Below are 18,693 nucleotides of genomic sequence, written 5' to 3'. Positions count from 1 at the left end.
TGGGGGCAGCGCTCGCTGCCCGTTGGCAATGTCTGTCAGGAGGGAACCTTATCGCTCGGGGATGTGACCCGAGCCTTCAGGTCCTGACTCATCGGAAAGTTAAGTTTGATGCCACGCGGGGGAATCGCGTCTTCAAACCATTGCTTGTAGATGCGGTCGAATTCTCCGGAAGCCATAAGCGATTTCAGCGTGTCATCCACGACCTTCTTGAACGCAGGGTCATCTTTCGCGATCATCAGACCGTAATATAGCGAGTTGTACGATTCCGGCAGGAAGGTGTAAGCACTCGGATCCTTGGCGTCAGCCTTCTTCGCGGCCAGGAGGATGTCGTCCTCGATGAACGCTGCTGCGCGACCATTCTCCAGCACGAGCATCGACTCTCCGTGGTCATGCGCCGGAATGTATTTCAGGTTCAGGTGGTTCTTCTGGCTGATTTCCTTCGCAAACTCCAAGGCGTTGGAGCCTTGCGTGTAGACGACGGTCTTGCCCTTCAGGTCGGCAGCCGTCTTGATGCCGGAATTTGCCTTCACGAGCCAGCGTGTGTGGCTCACAAACGTCGCGACGGAAAAGCCCACCTGCTTTTGTCGGTCCAGGCTATTGGCCGTGCTGGCGCATTCGATATCGACGTTCCCGTTGTTCACCAGCGCGATTCGATTGGCCGACGTGACAGGTACGTTCGTGATTTTCAACGAGGACATACCGAGCGTTTGCTTCACTCTATCCGCAATCTTGTGGCACAGATCAATGGAAAAGCCAACGTAGTTCTCCTTTTGGTCGAGGAATGAAAACGGTACGGACGCATCCCGTACGCCGAGACGGATTTCACCGGTGCCCTTGATCTTCGCCAGCGTGTCAGCCGCCTGCACGTTGCTGACCAGGACGAATGCGCTCGCCGCGACAAGAATCACCTGACTAACTCGTTGCAACATACCCCGAACTCCTTTTGACTGAGGCCTCATCGACCCGTTAAGTGATAAACGCCGGATAGGGCGTAAATGCACTCTAGGCAGTCAAAAAATAGAAAAAAAGGCGGTCATTTCTTTCCGAATAAGAAAGAAAATCTTCCCTTTCAAGTCGATCGGCGGAGGATTCGGGGCGAAAAGAACTGCGGGGAAATGGGTAGAAAGGCGCACCAGCCGTGGCCCGCAGGATAGCTGCGTGCGTTTGAATTCGGTCGATGGATACGCGCTTATCAAGCGTCGTCGCGGCGCTCAGACAGACGCCATGTCCGGGAATGTACCGACGCCATAGACCAGCTCCGCGCCACCGCTCGAAACCTCGTTCGGCAGGATGTTCGCGATCAGACGAACTGCGTCGCTGCATTTTGCAGCGCGTCCAGCACGGCGGCCACCGCCGGACGCTTCGCGACACCTCTGGGCGAGGCAACGAATACCCGGCGATTCAACACAGGCGCAAGCGGGATGATAGACAGATCGGCATCGAGTTCCGCATGTTTGAGCGCCAAGCGCGGGAGCACGGCGACCACGCAACCTGTTCTCACAAGTTCCAACGTCACTGCTGTATTGCGACTGCTGGCCGTGACCCTGGGCGTGAACCCGGCCGCATAGCAGGCGTTCAGGATGAACGTGTGGTACGTGGATGCGGATTGGTTCAGCGCCCATCTCTCGTGAGCCAAGTCCGCCAACTGGATGGACTTTCTCGAAGCCAGCTTGTGCGACGCCGAAACGACCGCGTCGAAATGATCCACGCATAGCGCAATGAATTCGAGCGCATCTGCCAGCGATTCGGCGTTGACCAAGTCATCGACGATCGCGATATCGGTTTGCTTTGCCGCAGCGGCGCGCAGCCCCTCCGACGGTTCCAGTTCCGTAAAGATGACGTTGAGCTTCGGGTGTTGCTCCACCAGTTGATGGATTGCACGTGGCACCACGGTACTCGCTAGCGAGCCAAACGCCGTCAGCCGCACCTCGCCCGATACCTCGATATTCGCGGCAGCGACTTCCGCCTCGATCTCCTCGACCATCGCAAACAGGTCGGTCGATCGAGCCACCAGACGGCGGCCTGCGGGTGTGAGTTGAACCCCGCGTCCAGAGCGCTCGATCAGCACGGTTTCCAGGTCGTCTTCAAGTTGCGCCAGTTGCTGCGATACCGCCGGCCTGGTCAGGTGAACCGCTTCGGCGACGGCGGAAATCGTGCCCAACACGGACAACTCGTGAAGCAATCGCAAACGTCCCAAGTGAAGCATCGTTCTGTCTCCCTGCCAAGAAGGTACGGCACCTAATGGTAAGCAATATTTACGCATACCGTCAAAAAGTGTCGTCTTTTTTTTCTTAATTTGTCTACCTATATTTCACTTCACCGAGATTCCGCTCGCGACGATGGACGGGGCCCCCCCCTGAATGGCGTGAGCTTGCGAGCGGTGCCCAACGCACCGCATCGGCCCTTACAACCCGGTCTTAGATGGAGAAAGTGGAAATGAAGATTGCATTCATTGGTGTTGGACGCATGGGGGGACGCATGGCCGCCCGCCTACTCGCAGCCGGCCATGAGGTTCGTGTGTATGACCCGAGTCAGGCTGCCGTTGACTCGCTGGTTGCCCAGGGTGCATCCGGCGCAAAAAGTCCGGCCGATGCCGCGCGCGGCGCCGAGCGAATTCTCCTGAGCTTGCCGAGCCCCAAAACCCTGCGCGATGCCGTGATGGGCGAGACAGGCGTACTCAAAAGCGCAGTCGATGGCGCCATCATCGTCGACTTCAGCACTGTCGATCCTGCCACCACCAAGGAGATCGCGGAAGTTGCTGCCAAGCAAGGCGTGTACTTCGTCGACGCACCGGTCAGCGGTGGCGTGCTGGGCGCGGAGAGCGGCAAGTTGGTCCTCATGGTTGGAGCGACGGCCGAGCTGCTGCAAAAGCTGCAACCGGTGTTCGACGTTCTCGCCGGGCGCGTGGTGCATTGCGGACCGACAGGCGCGGGGCAACTGACCAAGCTGAGCCACAACCTGCTCACCGCCATCAATACCGTGGCGCTGGGAGAAGTACTCACCGCAAGCGTCAAGGCAGGCGCGAACCTGGAAGTGCTGTGCGAAGTCCTGTCGGCAGGTCTGGCCGGCAGCAAGATGCTCGATTACCTGCCGAAGACCTTGTTCACGGCGGAGCGCCCCGCGAACTTCGCCATCGACCTCATGCACAAGGACATCAAGCTGTGCCTCGACGAGTTCTCGAATCTCCCGATGCCGCTTGGTCAGTTGGTGCTCCAGACCTACAACGCAGCCCGAGCGAAGGGGTTGGGCGGCAAGGACTCCACCAGCGTCAATGAAATCTACGAAGCGTTGATGGGTGTGCGTCTGAGCCTGCCGACAGCGAAATAAGCCCCCGTACTCGACAAGGAAATTCCGTGAACACTCACACCGACAACCTCACCCCCGAAGTCGTGTTGCCGAACGCCGGCATCACCGGTTTGCTCGTCAACGGCGAATGGCGTAAGCCGGCCAACGGCAAGACGCTCGACGTTGAAAACCCTTCGCGTCGCACTATCTTGGCGACCATCGGTGCCAGCGACGCCGATGACGTAGCGGCTGCCGTGGCAGCCGCCAGCGCGGCCTTCCCGACGTGGCGCCGCATGGCGTCGCGCGCACGCGGTGCGCTACTCATCGAACTGGGCAACCGCGTGACGGCGAACGCGGAAGAAATCGCGCGCGTTCTTGCCGCAGAAAGTGGCAATGCACTGCGCACGCAAAGCCGCCCGGAAGTGTTGGGGGCTGCCGAAGTCCTGCGCTATTACGGCGGCGTCATTGCCGAGCAAAAGGGCGAAACCTTACCGCTCGGTCCGGGAATATTCAGCTACACCACACGTGAGCCGCTGGGCGTTGTCGGCGCCATCATCCCGTGGAACTCGCCGGTCGTTCTGGCTGCCGTCAAGATCGGCATGGCGCTCGGCACCGGCAACACCCTGGTGCTCAAGCCGGCGGAAGACGCGCCTCTCGCCGTCATCAAGATTGCCGAGCTGGCCACGGACCTGTTCCCTGCGGGCGTATTCAATGTCGTCACGGGGACGGGCATCGATGCGGGTGCGCCGCTATCGGCACATCCGCATGTCGCGAAAGTGTCGTTCACAGGGTCGCTCGAAGTCGGCAAGTTGGTCGGCCGTGCCGTTGCCGATCGTATCGCGCGCTCGACGCTTGAGCTTGGCGGCAAGAGCCCCTGCATCGTGTACCCGGATGCTGCTACGCCGGAGCATATCGACGCAACAGTGACGGGCATCATCAACGCCATGCGATTCGCTCGCCAAGGCCAGTCGTGCACGGCAGGCTCACGCCTCTATGTCCACACCAGCGTGTGGGAACCGGTCATGACGAAGCTCGTCGCCAAGGTGAAGGAAATGAAGATTGGTGACTCGCTCGACGAGACCAACGACATTGGCGCCATCATCAACGCCGAGCGTTACGCCGAAGTGCGCGCCTTTATCAAGGAGGCCATCGACAATGGCGCCAAGGTATTGACCGGATCCTTGCCGCCGACCGTCGAGGAAGCCAAGGGCTTCTTCCCTGAACCCGTGATTTTCGCCGGCGTGGATAACCGCTGGCGTGTTGCCCGTGAGGAGGTCTTCGGTCCGGTGCTCGTCGCCATCGAGTGGTCGGATGAAGAAGAAGTGCTCAACTGGGCAAACGACACGGTGTACGGTCTGGCCGCCTACGTCTTCACCAACGACCTCACGACGGCGCTTCGCGCGACAGAGCGCATCGATGCGGGTTGGCTCCAGGTCAATCGCGCCGGCGGACAGATTCCCGGCATGTCATACGGCGGCGCGAAGCAAAGCGGTATCGGCGCCGAGTACTCGATCGAGGGGGCGCTCGAGGCCTATACGGCCCGCAAGAGCGTGACCATCAACGTATAACTAGAAATAAGCGTGGCGGTCCGGCAACGACCGGGCCGCCGTTGTGAGTTTGGTGACAGGCGAGGTTCATCGTGACGACAAATCTCAACATCGCGGCACATGCACAGAGCGACGGTGGGCACAGGGTGTCCACCCGAGCAGCATTCAGCTCTTTCATTGGAACAACCGTCGAGTGGTACGACTATTTCCTCTATGGAACGGCGGCTGCATTGGTGTTTCCAAAGGTCTTCTTCAACGACCTATCTCCGGAGCTCGCGACGTTGGCGTCGATGGCTTCGTTTGCAGTGGCATTCATCCTGCGCCCCTTGGGAGGTATGGTCATTGGTCACTTTGGCGACCAAACCGGCCGCAAGAAAATGCTGCTCTTCACGCTCCTGGTGATGGGGCTTTGTACCGCAGCCATCGGCTTTTTACCAACCCAAAATGCCATCGGCCACTGGAGCCCCGCACTCTTGATCCTGTTACGTGTGATCCAGGGTTTCGCCCTCGGTGGAGAGTGGGGAGGCGCTGCGTTGATGTCTGTCGAGCACGCCCCCGAAGGCCGGCGCGGATTGTTCGGCAGCACGATGCAGATGGGTGTGCCCGCGGGACTGCTCGTGTCCAGTGGCGCCTTCGCGATTGTCTCATCGCTCCCCGACGACCAGTTCTTCACCTGGGGATGGCGCATCCCGTTCATCTTGAGCCTGGCGTTGCTGGCGGTGGGTATGTACATCCGCTTGCAAGTGACGGAGCCTCCCGCCTTCGAGAAGGTGCGAAGCGAGGGCAAGGTATCGCGCGCGCCGCTGCTTGAAGTGTGGCAAAACGAAAAGAAAAAGACACTCATCATGGTCTTTTTCCAGACGGTCGCGAACGTCGGATACTTCCTGATTACCGTCTATGCGCTGACCTACATCACCACCACGCTTCACCTGCCTCGTAGCGTTGCGTCGACGGCACTGCTGATCGCTGCGGCGGTGGACTTGGTCATGCAACCGTTCTTCGGCTGGCTCTCGGACAAGTGGGGACGCCGCATCGTGTATGGCATCGGTACGGTCTTCTTCGGGCTGTATGCATTCCCCATGTTTTGGCTGCTCGATACCGGCAATCCCACACTGATTAGCGTCGCCATCTCGTTGGGTCTTGGCATTGGTCACGCGGCGACTGGCTCGTTGCACGGGGTGATTTACGCGGAGCAGTATCCGACACGATATCGCTTCTCGGGCTCTTCAACCGCGTATCAGTTGTCGGGAATCATCTCGAGTGCGCCGACACCGCTCATCGCAGCGTGGCTGGTGTCGCGCACCGGTAGCTCCGCCGCAGTCTCGTGGTATGTCGTGGTCGCCGCCGTTATCTCGATGATCTGCATCTTGATGGTCAAAGAGACCTACCGCGCCCGCATCGACCAGTGACGGGAGATATCGTGACACCGCTGCCCAATCAAATTACCGGCGAGCGCATCGACCGCCTTATGACGGTCGAGATTCGACCGATGTCCGGTGGCTTGCCGCCCGGCTACGTGGTTCCGATGTACGCCATCTGCCGATCACATCATGGTGAGCCGCTCAGCTCATTGGCGGCGCGCCGCCTCGCCGACGTGCTCTCGCACGGCGACACGGTCTTTATCGCCACCGGCGCCGGAACCGCGCCGAAACTCCCCCAGGGGGAGACGGACGGCCCTGTTGGCGCCGCAGTCCTCGCGCGGGCCCTGATGCTTGGTTATGGCGCTCGCATCGTGATGGTGACGGAAGAAGCGCATTCGGCCCCGGTGGAGGCCGTAGCAAACCTCGTGAATGCCGATTTACCCGACTGCGCCCCCATTCAGACCGTTTGCTTTCCCCTTGGGAAGTCGGGCGGCGAGCGCTATGCACAAGCGCTGATGAATACGCATCGACCTCGGGCCGTCATTTTCGTCGAGCGAGACGGACCAAACGTCGAGGGCTTCTTCCACGGTGTTCGGGGAGATTGCCGACATCCGGACGACGTCGGTCACGTCTATCTTCTCGCCGATATGGCGAGAAAGGCAGGCGCCTTGAGCATCGGCATCGGCGACGGCGGAAACGAGGTTGGCTTCGGTGCAGTTCGTGATGCCATTACGGCAGCACACCCTTACGGTGGGCGTTCCCTCGCCGGTCACGCGTCGGGGGTCGTGACCGTTACCGCCACGGACGTGGTGGTCAGTGCATCGGTATCCAACTGGGGGGCTTACGCGGTCGCAGCTGCGCTCGCGTGGCAATCCAATCGTCCCGAACTATTGCATTCGCCGGCCTCCGAGTTTCAGCTCATCGACGCGACCGTAAAAGCGGGGGCTCGAGACGGGGCGACCTCGCTTGCCGAAGCGGCGGTCGATGGCATCGACTGGGAAGGCCACGCGGCGTTTGTCGCGCTCCTTAGGAGCGTTATTTCCGTTAATCGCTGACCGATAAGGAACCCGTCGTCGCACTACGGATTGAGCGACGACGGGATAAACAAAGGTGACATCAATGAGTAGCGTCAACATCGAACGGCATTCCGTCGTCGCATCTGCCATAAAGACGGATAGTTTTGGAAACCCCATTGACCCGACGGTGGGCTTCGCGCGTGGCTCCATCATCAAATCCAGTATCGAAGAAGCCCTTCGTCTTCGACACGGCCAACACATCGCAGCGCAGCGGGTACGACTGCTGGGGTCTGAGTCGATTGGCGTGTTCACAGGCAACCAACGCGACTTTCCGATCGTTCCCGACGACATCGCAACGTTGTGCGAGGAGTGGGTGGGTCCCGGGCTCGCGGCAGAAGAGTTGCGCCAAGTCGCCATCGGTCATATGGGCGGTCGCTCGGCTGACGCGGTTGCGACCTTCAATCGCACGAGTGCCGGCATCATTGCGACTATTGCGGCGTTGGCCGGCGGCTTGCCGGTGGTATCGGTCGTTCCGCCGGGCGGACGTTCGCACGCCTCTGTCGTTCGCGGCGCCAAAATTGCCGGCGTGCCTGTGGTCGAGGCTCAGGGCGACAAGGATTGGCAGGGCGCCATTAACGAGCACCGCCCGGCACTCGTCGTCATTACCACCGTGACCAGTAGCCTGGAGCGAATGCAAGACGGCGTTACCACGCAAGTCATCCAATATGCCCACACCTCAGGCGCAAAAGTATTTCTCGACGAAGCCTATGGTGCCCGCCTGCGTACGGTCCTCCATCGCGGGCAGTTGAGTCTGCAGTTAGGCGCCGATATCTCCATCACGAACTGCGATAAGGCGGGTCTGTCTGGCCCGCGCGCCGGCGTGTTGGTCGGGCGAGCCGACCTGGTCACGGCCGCCGGTGCCAAGGGCGCGGAGTTTGGCATGGAGGCGCGCGCGCCGATCACCGCTGCGGTACTTCGCTCGCTCAAGAAGTATGAGCCTGACGACTTGCGCAAGGAAGCGGAGGCCGGCCAGAAGCTCGCCGCAGTGCTGGAGGAGACGCTTGGACGGGACCTCGTCCAGCGAAGCGACCTCGGGCCCATGGTCGAAGAAGACGCCGTCCTGCGCGTGCTGTTACGCATGGCGGGCAAAGATGGTTCGACACCGGTCGTGGTCCCGTGCGAGGCGACTTCGGCACTCGGGATGATCCTCTTGCAAGATCATGGCGTGCTGACGGTCAACACGCACGGCCAGCCTGGCGCGCGCGTTTCGCTGCGCCTGAAACCCACGCTTGACGCATTGGATCGCGTTGGCGGATTTGACGCGGTGGTTCATGCGGTTATGGATTCGCTGGAAAAGGTCGCGCAAGTCATAGGCGACCGCGCCGCCATTTCGCAAATCATCATTGGTAAGTGACTATGTCGACGGCAAATTTCTCTGCAATTGATAATCGCCTGGATGCTCTGGTCTCGCTTGACCTGGGCGGTCGCGGCGTCGAACACCTTTACACAGCCGCGCGTGAGCGTCAGGGAGGCTCGTTGGTGGGCGCGGCGGCGGATGCGTTGTCTGCCATTCCTGAGCGCTCGAACGTTTTTGTAACGACCGGTTCCGTGTCTCGCGCCTGGATTTCTCCCACCATCGGGGAGAACGATGGGCCTGCCGGGCTGGCCGCGATCGTTCGTGCGCTGTCGTTGGCGAAGAAGGCGCTCTGCATCGCGTTCGTCGAAGAAACGCTTATCGAGAGCACATCGGCCATTCTGACAACGGCAGGACTGACGGTGCTCCCTTACGAGCAGGCAACGATTGCGCGCGACGACGGCAGTCTTGCAGTGGTCAGCGTTGAACCGTTTCCGATCGACGATGTGAATGCGAAAGAAGCGTCGCGTGCGTTGATTGCCAAGTACCAGCCTGCGCTTTTCTTCTCGACCGAGCGCGTTGGCCGCAACGTGGATGGCATCTATTGCAGCATGCGCGGCATCGACTACGGCATGGGGCGCGCTCGCATCGATTTCATGTTCGACGAAGCGCGATCCCAAGGCATCCCCACGGTCGCTGTGGGTGATGGCGGTAATGAAATCGGCATGGGCGTTGTCGCCGATGCCGTGCGCAAGCATGTGAAGTTCGGCGACGCCAGGCCAGACGGCTCACCGGGCATCGGCGCGGTAACGGGGACGGATGCTCTGGTCACCGCGGCGTGCTCAAACTGGGGCTGCTACGCCATCGCGGGCGCATTTGCCGCCCGGATGGGAAGGCGTTCGCTGGCTCACACGCCCCCGCTGGAAGCGGCACTATTGCGACGGGGCGTCGATGTCGGATTGATCAATTCGGTCGATAACGTTGTTGACGGCAACGTCGACGGTCTTCCTGAAGCGACGCACCTCGCCGTCGTCCAGATGATTTCAACCATCATTGCGCCGGTGTTCAAATGACCCAATCCAATGCTGATGACGCCGGGGCCCGCATTGACGATGCCGCGCAGAACGCGCGAGACGCGCAAGCTCGAACGAAGTCGTCCGCCTACCAGGTGATGCTCACGATGCCGATGACGATGCTCGCCGGCAACGTATCCGAACGCCCGGATGTCAGTACCGCCGCCATCCTCGGTTACAACTAGTCGAATCCAGATGGAAACGAGTGACTTGCATCGAATCATTATTATTGGCGGCGGCGCCGGCGGCCTGGAGCTGGCCACCCGTCTTGGTGAAACGATGGGACGCAGGAATCAAGCCCAGGTGACCCTCGTCGACCGGTGCCGAACCCATGTGTGGAAGCCCCTGCTCCACGAGGTCGCGGCAGGCAGCCTGGATACCGAGGCGCACCAATTGGAGTACGCGGCACAGGCTCATTGGCATCATTTCGGGTTTGTGCAAGGCGAATTGGTGGGGCTGGACCGAACTGAAAAGACACTGCGGTTGGCTCCCGTGTTGTCATGGGATTCCAACGAAGAAGTGCTTCCGGCCCGAGAACTGAAATACGACACGCTGGTATTGGCGCTCGGCAGCCAAACCAATTTCTTCGGTGTGCCCGGCGCGCAAGAGAACTCGACGCCGCTGGACTGTCTGGAGCAGGCGGAAAAGCTACGCAGACAGCTCATGCAAAGCTGCATTCGCGAAGCCTCGAAAATGGCAGAAGGGAAAGCATCCGACGGTGTTCACGTTGCAATTATCGGTGGCGGCGCGACCGGAGTAGAGCTATCGGCGGAACTTCGTCGAATGGAGACGGCATTTCGCAAGTTCGGCTTGTACGCTCGTCGACACGGCAGCGATATCAACATCAGCTTGATTGAAGCCGGGCCTCGAATACTACCGGCGCTATCGGAGCGCGTGGCGACGACCACGACAGATTTGCTTCGACGTCTCGGAATCCACGTGTTCGTCGGAGACCCCGTCACGAACGTGGGCGCCAGCGAAGTCACGACAAAGAGCGGACGGCGCCTGCCTGCTGACATCACCATCTGGTCAGCGGGCATCAAGGCACCGGATGTTCTGACAGGATTGGATGGCCTGGAAGTCAATCGATTGAATCAGGTCAAAGTGACGAATCGTCTGCAATCTGAGTCCGACGAGAGCATTTTTGCGCTCGGCGATTGCGCAAGTTGCTCATGGCGGGGGGCCCAGTTTGTGCCTCCCAGGGCTCAAGCAGCTCACCAGCAGGCTACGTTTCTTGCCAAGGCGCTGCGGGCGCGAGTCAACGGACGCGCGCTCCCCGAGTTCCGATATACGGACCACGGGTCTCTTGTGTCTCTGGGCGGGGCCTCAGCAGTGGGAAGCCTGATGGGCGGGATTGTCGGCGGAAACATCCTGATCCAGGGTCTGTTGGCACGATTCATGTACGCCGCGTTATATCGGAAGCACATTGCGACCGTTGCCGGCTTCCGTCGAATGCTTGTCGATGCCACCGTGCACGGGCTTCGACGAATCGGGATGCCAAGAGTCAAGCTTCATTGAGGGTGGCCGAGGTCATGTGGTCTATCGGCTCAAGTCATCCACCGAGCCATGAGCGATATCAAACTTGCGAACGTCATGAGTAACCCCATAAGCCTTTCGAGCATTCGAGATCTGTTCCCTGTCACGAAACACTTGATTTACCTGGACGCAGCACACCAGACGCCGCTGTCCACACCGGTACGCCGCGCGATCGAGGGATTCCTCGATGAGGGATATGAGGCGGCAGGCCCGAAACCGGTTTGGATGCGGCGCGTGGAGGAGGCGCGCGCGTGCACGGCGCGATTCATTCACGCGTCGCCCGGCGAGATTGCATTCACCAAGAACACGTCGGAAGGGCTGAACATCGCGGCCAACGCGGTTCCCCTGAAAGCCGGTGACAACGTAGTGCTGATCGAAGGCGATCATCCAAACAACGCTTACGCTTGGCTCAATCTGCAGCGCAAGGGTATCGAGGTTCGCTTTGCCAAGCTGACTTCCAACACCGATGTGGCAGACGCAAATATCTTTGCGCCATTGATTGACCACCGCACGAAGGTCATCACCCTATCGCATGTCACGTTCCATGCCGGACAGCGTCACGACATCGCCAGCATCGGCAGGCTATGCCGTGAGCGAGACATCTACCTGATTGTCGATGCCATGCAGTCAGTGGGGGTGTTGCCGCTGGACGTCGATGCGCTCGGCGTCGACATGCTCGCGGCAGGTTGCCACAAGGGATTGTTGGTTCCGCAGGGACTTGGATTTCTGTATGTGCGCGCCGGGCTGACTGAACTACAGCCGACGTACCTTGCAATGTCGGCAATGGCTCGGCCGCCGGCGAACTATGTTGCCCGACCGGATGACATGGGAACCCGCGACGACGCAAGCCGGTTTGAGCTCGGCAATTTCAACCTGCCGCATTTGCACGCGCTGATGGCGTCCGTAGCGCTGATCGAGCGCATCGGTCTGAAGAACGTTGAGGAGCACATGTTGCTGCTGGGGGATCGCCTGATCGGTGAGCTTGACGCATTGGGTGTGCCGCTCGTGGGACCGCGCGAACGCCGCTCGCGATCCCATATTTATGTGCTGGCGCTCCCGGCTGCGGCGTGGACCGAATACTTTGCTGAAAATGGAGTGCGCGTCTCCCCGGAACGAGATGGAATTCGCATCTCGTTCGGTATCTTCAATACTAGCGAGGACGTCGACGCCGTGGTGGAGATCATTCGGCGAGGGTTGGCAGCAGTGAGGGCCACGACACCCGTGCGTTGAGTTCCGTTGCCTCTCAAATCAACGGGGCAGCAGGTGCCCCGGGATTTTGATGCCAAGCCACGTCAAGGACGATGACACCTTCAGCGCCGGCGAAGCGCAGTGACAACGAGGCGCCCGCGGCGTTCAACCGCCGCGCGCCACAAGTCGTGCCATATGCGCGGCGGCGCCGAGATAGTTCGCCGGGTCCGTCAGTGACCGGAGTTGCTTGTCCTCCAGGCGGTCGCGAATCTGCGCATTGTCCTTGAGCACCTCGTACAGCGTGGCGCCGCTTTCGATGGCCACACGGCACGCGTCGTAGACGACGTCGTGCGCGTGCTGGCGTCCGATCGCCGGCGCGAGCCCCATCATCACGGCCTCGGCAACGATCAAGCCGCCGGTCAGGTCGAGGTTGCGTCGCATCCGTTCGGTATCGACCTGCAAGCCGCGCAACATGAAATTCGCCTGATGCAGCGCGCTTGCGGCCAGCAGGAAGCTCTCCGGAACGGCGCTCCATTCGAGATGCCACGGACCGGTGGCGCGCTCGAAATCGTGCATCGTGGCGTCGAGCATGAGCGCAGCGCGTTCGCGCAGCATCTTGGCCGCGGCGAACATCAGCTCACTCGAAATCGGGTTGCGCTTTTGCGGCATCGTCGAACTCGCGCCGCGACCGGGCACGAAGGGCTCCGCGACTTCACCGAACTCCGACGCCGCCATCATCATCACATCGAGCCCGATCTTGCCGAGCGACCCGCCGATATTGGCCAATAGGGAGACCAACTCGCTCAACCCGTCGCGCGCGACGTGCCACGTGATTTCCGGGTCGCGAAGGCCAAGTTCCTGCGCAAACAACTTGCGCGTCTCGAGCGCGCGCTGCGGATCGCCAAGCGATGCCAGCGTGCCGGCAGCGCCGCCGAACTCCACCATCAGCGCACGGGCCTTGGCTTGCTCGAGCCGCTCGGCGTGCCGGTTCAGCGCCGACAGCCACACGGCCGCGCGAAAGCCGAACGTCACCGGCAACGCGTGCTGCAGGTGCGTACGCCCAGCCGTCACCGTATCGGCATGCTTCAGCGCGAGCGCGCGCAGCGCCTCGCGTACCTCGTCGAGTTGACTGCCGATGATCGCCACGCCCTGCGCGCATTGCAGCATCGTGGCGGTGTCCATGATGTCCTGTGTCGTCGCGCCCCAGTGGAGATAGCGTCCGGCATCGCCGCACATCTCGCTGACCTGTCGCACGAGCGGCAAGATTGGATAGCCCACGATCTCCGTTTCCCGGCGCAACTGATCCAGGTCGAGCTTGCTGAAGTCTGCCCCCTCGGTGATGGCGCGCGCCGCGCCCTCGGGGATAAGCCCCGACTTCGCCTGCGCACGGGCGAGCGCCGTTTCCGCATCGATGCAGCGTTTGAGATAAGCCTCGTCCGAAAACACATCGCGCATCCCGGGGGTGCCGAACATGTCCCGGAAAAGCGCCGAGTCGAAAACCGTCGTTGCCATTGCAGTGTCCTTGCTCAATTCGTTTAACCAACGAGACGCGCAAGCCATGGGCGCAGTCCGTCCTTTTCTTCGAGGCCGAAGCCCGACGCGTCGGTCGGGCGAACGAGCCCCCCACCGATGCCGCAGCCCACCGCATATCCGCCGAACGGCTGAAACACGCCCGGATACGCCTCGCATCCGCCCAGCTCAAGGCCAACCGCGATGTGCAGATTGATGAGATGCCCGCCGTGCGGATGCAAATCCTGCCGATTGAAACCGTAACGCTCGAGCATCTCGATCATGCGTGCGTATTCGGTCAGCCCATAGGCAAGACCCGGGTCCATCTGAAAGTAGTCCTTACCCGGACGCATGCCGCCATACAGCGCGAGGTTCGTCACATCCTGGAGGGAGAACAGGTTCTCGCCGGTCGCAATGCGTCCTGCGTATGCCTGCGCGACCTGACGATTCAGGTCGAAATCGAGCGGATCGCCAATCTCCTCGTACCAGCGCAGATCAAACGGTGTGATAGCTTCGGCGTAGGCCAGCGCGGTGTCGAGATCGAAGCGGCCGTTCGCATCGACGGCAAGCCGCTGTCCCTCCTTCGCGACGGTCAACGCCGCCTCGATGCGTGCGATGTCCGTCTTCAGATCCGCACCGCCGATCTTCATCTTGAACGAATCGAAGCCCATCTCGCGGTAGCACGTGAATTCGTCGACGAGTCGTTGCGTGCTGTCTTCAGGATAGTAATAACCGCCCGCCGCATAGACGTTCACGCCGTTACGATGGCCTTGTCGACCATAGTGGCGCGCGATGGTGACGTGCGCCGGTTCGTCCATCAGCTTCGCATTCAGATCCCATACGGCCAGCTCGAGAGCCCCCGCGGCGGCCGCGCGATCGCCGTGACCGCCGGGCTTCTCATTGCGCAGCACGGTACTGAGCACCGCTTGCGCGTCGAACTGCGCTCCCGAGGCATCGAGCAGGCTTTCGGGCTTGGCGGCCTTGAGACGCGGCATCATGCGCTCGCGCAGAATGCCGCCTTGGGCGAAGCGACCGATGGAATCGAACGCGTATCCCACGACCGGCTTGCCGTTGCGGATGACATCGGTTTCGAGCGCGACGAGCGAGATCGTGTGCTCAGAGAAGTTGACGAACGCATTGGCGACGTTTCCTTCGAGCGGGACGGTGATTTCCTTGATAGCGGTGATGCGCATCATGCCTTCCTTGCTAAGTCGAATCAGATGATCTTTCCGGGCGCGGCGCCGAACACACGCTGATATTCCGTACGCGCTGCGCTCTCGTCGAATTCGCCGGTCGATTTGGCGATGACCAGCGCGGCGACGCCGTTGCCCATGGCATTGCAGATACACACGGCCTGCGACGTGAAGCGGTTGATACCGAACAGAATGGGCAGGCCTTCGAGCGGCAACAGGCCCGACGCGGTGACGGTCGCAGCGAACACGATGAACGTGCCGCCCGAGACCGTGGCTGCGCCTTTCGAGGTGACGAGCATCAGCGCAAGCAGACCGAGTTGCTGATGCAGATCGAGCGGCACGCCATAGGCATTGGCCAGGAACAGCACGCACAGGGCCATGTAGACCGACGTGCCATCGAGGTTGAACGCGTAGCCGGTCGGCAGCACGAGGCCGGTGGCCTGACGCGAGCAGCCGAGCCGCTCAAGCTTTTCGAACAGGCGCGGCAGCGCGCTCTCCGACGACGCCGTGGCGAACAGCAGGTAGATCTCGTCCTTGAAGTAACGCAGGAAGCGGAAGATGTTGAAGCCGTACAGCCGTAGAATGACGCCGAACACGACGACGATCACGAATGCGAGCGTCAGGTACATCACCAGCAGTAGGTAGCCGAGCGACATCACCGCGCTCATGCCGCTGCTGCCGATCGCGAACGCGATGGAGCCGAACGCGCCGAGCGGCGCGAACTTCATGATGACGTCGACGAACTTGAAGAAACACTCCGACATGCGTGTGAGAGCACCCTCGACGCTCTCGCGCGTGTCTTTGCCGAGCATCAGCAGTGCGGCGCCAAAACCGATCGAGATCACGAGCACCTGCAACAGCGAGCCGTTGGCGAACGCGCCAACGAAGTTGTCGGGAAAGAGCGTCAGCAGGAAGTGCTCGAACGACATCGGTCCGCTCTTGCCGTATTTCGCGTGGGCCAGCGCGGCAGCTTCGGGGCTCTGCGTCAGATGCATACCTGTCCCCACGCCCGACAGGTTCGCCACCACCATGCTGATGGCCAGCGCAATCGTCGACACGATCTCGAAATAGATGAGCGCGCGAAAACCGATGCGTCCCACGTTTTTCAGGTCGCCCGCTGCGGCGATGCCAAGCGCGACGTTCAGAAACACGAGCGGCGCGACGATCATCTTGATCAGACGCAGGAAGATGTCGCCCAACACTTTCATGTCGATGGCCAACTTCGGCGCAATGAATCCCAGCGCCAGGCCCGCAATGATGCCGACCACGATCTGTACGCCCAGGCGCGCGTAGAACGGCGTCTTCTTGCGCGTCGCCGGCAGACTCAACTCGGCGTTGCGGTGGTTGGCGCTTTCGCTATGAACAGTCATACTTTTTGTCTCCGGGATCGACGGCTTCGTGACGATGGAAAGCCGTATAATAAGTCCGTACTTTTTTAATATGTACGGACTATATCCGCGTGAGTTCTATGCGGTCAACCTCGGGTTTACGCGGACGATCGACGCGATGCGGGCGCAGGCGCGACTTGGCAGCGGGCGCGCGCACCGCTAGCATGGGCGCGCCACACACCGAGAATCCGGTGAACGAACGCAACTAGGACAGATGCAGATGAAACCCCGATATGCCGAACTGGCCGAGCAGCTCATACAAGCGATCGGCGATGGCACATTCCAGGTTGGCGCTTCGCTACCGAGCGAAGTCGACCTTTCCGCTCAGTACGGGGTCAGCCGCGCGACGGTGCGCTCGGCACTGGAGCGCGTGCAAGAACTCGGGCTGATTTCGCGCCGGAAGCGCGCAGGCATCCGCGTTGAAGCAACGAAACCCCGCGTTGGATTCCACCAGTCGATGTCAAGCATCGAGGATCTCATTCAATTCGCCGTGGTGACGGAGCGGCAAGTGCAGTCGGTCACGGAGATTTCGGCGAGCCCGACACTGGCGGCGCAATTGGGCGTGGAGACAGGATCGCGCTGGATGCGCACGGAAATGCTACGCGTCAATCCTGCGGCGCCGGACAAGCCGATCTGCTGGACGGACGTCTATCTCGAACCACTGATCGGCGCGGCGATAAAGAAGGACCTTCGCAAGGGCTCAGGCCTGATCTGCGAGATCGTCGAACAACGATTCGGGCGTACCGTGCGCGAAGTCCGGCAGGAGATCCGCGCGACGGGGATCCCGGCTCGGCTCGCGAAACCGCTCGGCGCTGAGGTGGACGGGCATGCGCTGGAGATCACACGCCACTATGTGGATGATCGCGGCATCGTCTTCGAAGCGACGGTCAGCGTTTATCCGGCTGATCGGTTTACGTATGCGCTGCAGTTGCGACGGTAATGGGTCGGCGTTGAAGCGGGCATTCTCAATGCCTTCGAAATGGGGCGCACACTAGGCCCGCCCATGCAATGGCGAGGCAATGCTCGTGAAACGAAAACGTTAGCACCTGGCAGCGAATTTCCTATACTCGAACAGATTCCCGGAGCCGTCAGCCCGTCGCCCTGAGGGCATGACCGCCCGTCCTCATCGGCAAGGCCGCTTGCAGCGGTATTTCGCGAAAGGACTTTGGTCATGGACGACATCTCTCCGCAAGCCTTCGTAGATGCCTTACTCGGATATCAAAAGACCGCGGCGGTGAAAGCCGCCGTCGCGCTCGACCTGTTCACCGCGATCGAGAATGAAAAAGGCGAACTTGAGCCCATAGCGAAACGCGTTCAGGCCTCCGTGCGCGGCGTGCGCATTCTGTGCGATTACCTGACCGTGCTTGGGCTGCTGCAGAAGCAGACGGGGCGGTATCTGTTGACGCCGTCGACTGCGGTGTTCCTTACTACTTCATCGCCGGCTTGGATGGGAAGCGTTACTGATTTTCTTGCGGCCCCCGAAATGACGGCGCTGTGGCTGGAGGATCCGGTTGCGTTCGTTCGAAACGGCGGCTCCGTAGGGCTGGGCAATATGTCCCCCGACAACCCCGTCTGGGTGAAATTCGCGCGCGCGATGGTGCCCTTTGTGGCGCCAACGGCGCAGGCCGTGGCTCAGCACGTCGGCACATGGCCGGAAGCACCGAAGCGCGTGCTCGACATTGCCGCCGGGCACGGGGTCTTTGGCATTGCGATCGCTAGCGCGTTTCCCGCGGCGCAAGTCGTGGCAACCGACTGGCAGGCGGTATTGGCGGTTGCGAAGGAGAACGCAGCGGCGGCCGGCGTAAGCGCGCGCTATCAGACGATCGAGGGCAGCGCGTTTGACGTCGAATGGGGAACTGACTTCGATCTTGTTCTGATTTCGAATTTCCTGCACCACTTCGATCCGCCCACCTGCGTGGGACTGCTCTCGAAAGTACGCAATAGCCTCAGGGCCGGAGGGCGAGTGCTCGCGGTGGAGTTCGTGCCTGACGACGATCGCGTCTCGCCGCCCTTCGCCGCGGCATTCTCGTTCATGATGCTCGGATCGACTCCGCGAGGCGATGCCTACACCGCACGTGAACTCGAGGAGATGGGCCGAGACGCCGGTTTTTCAAAGATGCGCGTAGCGCCCCTCCCGCCTTCGCCTGAGAGCCTCGTCGTATTTGAGTGATGGCCTGATTACCTGTCGACGCTGACGCCAGGATTTGCGCAAACGCCAGCGGCGCTCGGGTCAGGGACGGGAG

16 protein-coding genes are annotated in these 18,693 nt (G+C 61.0%); 11 read left to right on the top strand and 5 right to left on the bottom strand.

All coding sequences use genetic code 11. The features are described from left to right. Window positions 1-35: 35 nt before the first annotated feature. Window positions 36-929, bottom strand: a complete 894-nt coding sequence (locus PCE31107_RS00705; protein WP_150605889.1) for an amino acid ABC transporter substrate-binding protein — start codon at window positions 927-929, stop codon at window positions 36-38. Between the two features lie 371 nt (window positions 930-1,300). After that, a complete protein-coding gene (locus PCE31107_RS00700; RefSeq protein ID WP_150605887.1) occupies window positions 1,301-2,206 on the bottom strand; it encodes a LysR family transcriptional regulator in 906 nt (301 codons plus the stop codon). Window positions 2,207-2,436: 230 nt separating this feature from the next. On the opposite strand from PCE31107_RS00700, the gene PCE31107_RS00695 reads away from it, so the two are divergent. The 9 genes from PCE31107_RS00695 (at window position 2,437) to PCE31107_RS00655 (ending at window position 12,402) form a co-directional block, all read left to right on the top strand. Then, a complete protein-coding gene (locus PCE31107_RS00695) occupies window positions 2,437-3,327 on the top strand; it encodes an NAD(P)-dependent oxidoreductase (RefSeq protein WP_206100050.1) in 891 nt (296 codons plus the stop codon). A gap of 26 nt (window positions 3,328-3,353) precedes the next feature. Continuing rightward, on the top strand, window positions 3,354-4,853 hold the full coding sequence (locus PCE31107_RS00690) for an aldehyde dehydrogenase family protein (RefSeq protein WP_130024417.1): 1,500 nt from the start codon (window positions 3,354-3,356) through the stop codon (window positions 4,851-4,853). A gap of 71 nt (window positions 4,854-4,924) precedes the next feature. Next, window positions 4,925-6,241, top strand: a complete 1,317-nt coding sequence (locus PCE31107_RS00685; RefSeq protein ID WP_217425174.1) for an MFS transporter — start codon at window positions 4,925-4,927, stop codon at window positions 6,239-6,241. 11 nt (window positions 6,242-6,252) lie between these two features. Then, window positions 6,253-7,248 (top strand): glutamate cyclase domain-containing protein, encoded by a 996-nt coding sequence (locus PCE31107_RS00680; protein ID WP_150605885.1) that lies wholly within the window; start codon window positions 6,253-6,255, stop codon window positions 7,246-7,248. Between the two features lie 64 nt (window positions 7,249-7,312). After that, window positions 7,313-8,623, top strand: coding sequence for a PLP-dependent aminotransferase family protein (locus PCE31107_RS00675; protein WP_150605883.1), 1,311 nt, complete (start codon window positions 7,313-7,315; stop codon window positions 8,621-8,623). Between the two features lie 2 nt (window positions 8,624-8,625). After that, window positions 8,626-9,636, top strand: a complete 1,011-nt coding sequence (locus PCE31107_RS00670) for a glutamate cyclase domain-containing protein (protein ID WP_150605881.1) — start codon at window positions 8,626-8,628, stop codon at window positions 9,634-9,636. Then, window positions 9,633-9,821: a hypothetical protein gene (locus tag PCE31107_RS00665; protein WP_150605879.1), complete on the top strand. Its 189-nt coding sequence runs from the start codon at window positions 9,633-9,635 to the stop codon at window positions 9,819-9,821. The genes PCE31107_RS00670 and PCE31107_RS00665 overlap by 4 nt, the downstream gene beginning before the upstream one ends. Window positions 9,822-9,846: 25 nt before the next feature. Next, complete coding sequence (locus PCE31107_RS00660; protein WP_150606814.1) at window positions 9,847-11,154, top strand: NAD(P)/FAD-dependent oxidoreductase; 1,308 nt, start codon at window positions 9,847-9,849, stop codon at window positions 11,152-11,154. A 48-nt stretch (window positions 11,155-11,202) separates the two neighbouring features. Further along, entirely contained in the window at window positions 11,203-12,402 is a 1,200-nt protein-coding gene (locus PCE31107_RS00655; protein ID WP_246181672.1) for an aminotransferase class V-fold PLP-dependent enzyme, read from the top strand. A gap of 123 nt (window positions 12,403-12,525) precedes the next feature. Here the strand turns inward: PCE31107_RS00655 and PCE31107_RS00650 are convergent, their stop codons facing one another. From PCE31107_RS00650 to PCE31107_RS00640, 3 genes are read right to left on the bottom strand one after another with little or no spacing between them, the layout of a single operon-like run. Continuing rightward, entirely contained in the window at window positions 12,526-13,872 is a 1,347-nt protein-coding gene (locus tag PCE31107_RS00650) for a class-II fumarase/aspartase family protein (protein WP_150605877.1), read from the bottom strand. A 23-nt stretch (window positions 13,873-13,895) separates the two neighbouring features. Continuing rightward, entirely contained in the window at window positions 13,896-15,062 is a 1,167-nt protein-coding gene (locus tag PCE31107_RS00645; RefSeq protein WP_150606810.1) for an enolase C-terminal domain-like protein, read from the bottom strand. A gap of 23 nt (window positions 15,063-15,085) precedes the next feature. Further along, window positions 15,086-16,432, bottom strand: coding sequence for a cation:dicarboxylate symporter family transporter (locus tag PCE31107_RS00640; protein WP_150605875.1), 1,347 nt, complete (start codon window positions 16,430-16,432; stop codon window positions 15,086-15,088). 238 nt (window positions 16,433-16,670) lie between these two features. Between PCE31107_RS00640 and PCE31107_RS00635 the strand changes: the two genes are divergently transcribed. Together PCE31107_RS00635 and PCE31107_RS00630 are read left to right on the top strand one after the other, a co-directional pair. Beyond that, the gene (locus tag PCE31107_RS00635; protein ID WP_174966513.1) at window positions 16,671-17,390 is read left to right on the top strand and encodes a GntR family transcriptional regulator; all 720 of its coding nucleotides are present in this window, start codon (window positions 16,671-16,673) and stop codon (window positions 17,388-17,390) included. Window positions 17,391-17,621: 231 nt separating this feature from the next. Beyond that, the gene (locus PCE31107_RS00630; RefSeq protein WP_150605871.1) at window positions 17,622-18,620 is read left to right on the top strand and encodes a methyltransferase; all 999 of its coding nucleotides are present in this window, start codon (window positions 17,622-17,624) and stop codon (window positions 18,618-18,620) included. Window positions 18,621-18,693: the final 73 nt, after the last annotated feature.

Origin of the sequence: Pandoraea cepalis (assembly GCF_902459625.1) — a bacterium.
Taxonomy (GTDB): Bacteria; Pseudomonadota; Gammaproteobacteria; order Burkholderiales; family Burkholderiaceae; genus Pandoraea; species Pandoraea cepalis.
Note: the sequence above shows the minus strand (reverse complement) of the source record. Positions and strands in the feature narration are given on the sequence as shown.

Coding starts and splice junctions, on each gene's coding strand:
- PCE31107_RS00695 (WP_206100050.1), top strand. CDS start 2,437: ATGAAGATTGCATTCATTGGTGTTGGACGCATGGGGGGACGCATGGCC.
- PCE31107_RS00705 (WP_150605889.1), bottom strand. CDS start 929: ATGTTGCAACGAGTTAGTCAGGTGATTCTTGTCGCGGCGAGCGCATTC.
- PCE31107_RS00700 (WP_150605887.1), bottom strand. CDS start 2,206: ATGCTTCACTTGGGACGTTTGCGATTGCTTCACGAGTTGTCCGTGTTG.
- PCE31107_RS00665 (WP_150605879.1), top strand. CDS start 9,633: ATGACCCAATCCAATGCTGATGACGCCGGGGCCCGCATTGACGATGCC.
- PCE31107_RS00640 (WP_150605875.1), bottom strand. CDS start 16,432: ATGACTGTTCATAGCGAAAGCGCCAACCACCGCAACGCCGAGTTGAGT.
- PCE31107_RS00675 (WP_150605883.1), top strand. CDS start 7,313: ATGAGTAGCGTCAACATCGAACGGCATTCCGTCGTCGCATCTGCCATA.
- PCE31107_RS00650 (WP_150605877.1), bottom strand. CDS start 13,872: ATGGCAACGACGGTTTTCGACTCGGCGCTTTTCCGGGACATGTTCGGC.
- PCE31107_RS00670 (WP_150605881.1), top strand. CDS start 8,626: ATGTCGACGGCAAATTTCTCTGCAATTGATAATCGCCTGGATGCTCTG.
- PCE31107_RS00645 (WP_150606810.1), bottom strand. CDS start 15,062: ATGCGCATCACCGCTATCAAGGAAATCACCGTCCCGCTCGAAGGAAAC.
- PCE31107_RS00655 (WP_246181672.1), top strand. CDS start 11,203: ATGAGCGATATCAAACTTGCGAACGTCATGAGTAACCCCATAAGCCTT.
- PCE31107_RS00630 (WP_150605871.1), top strand. CDS start 17,622: ATGGACGACATCTCTCCGCAAGCCTTCGTAGATGCCTTACTCGGATAT.
- PCE31107_RS00635 (WP_174966513.1), top strand. CDS start 16,671: ATGAAACCCCGATATGCCGAACTGGCCGAGCAGCTCATACAAGCGATC.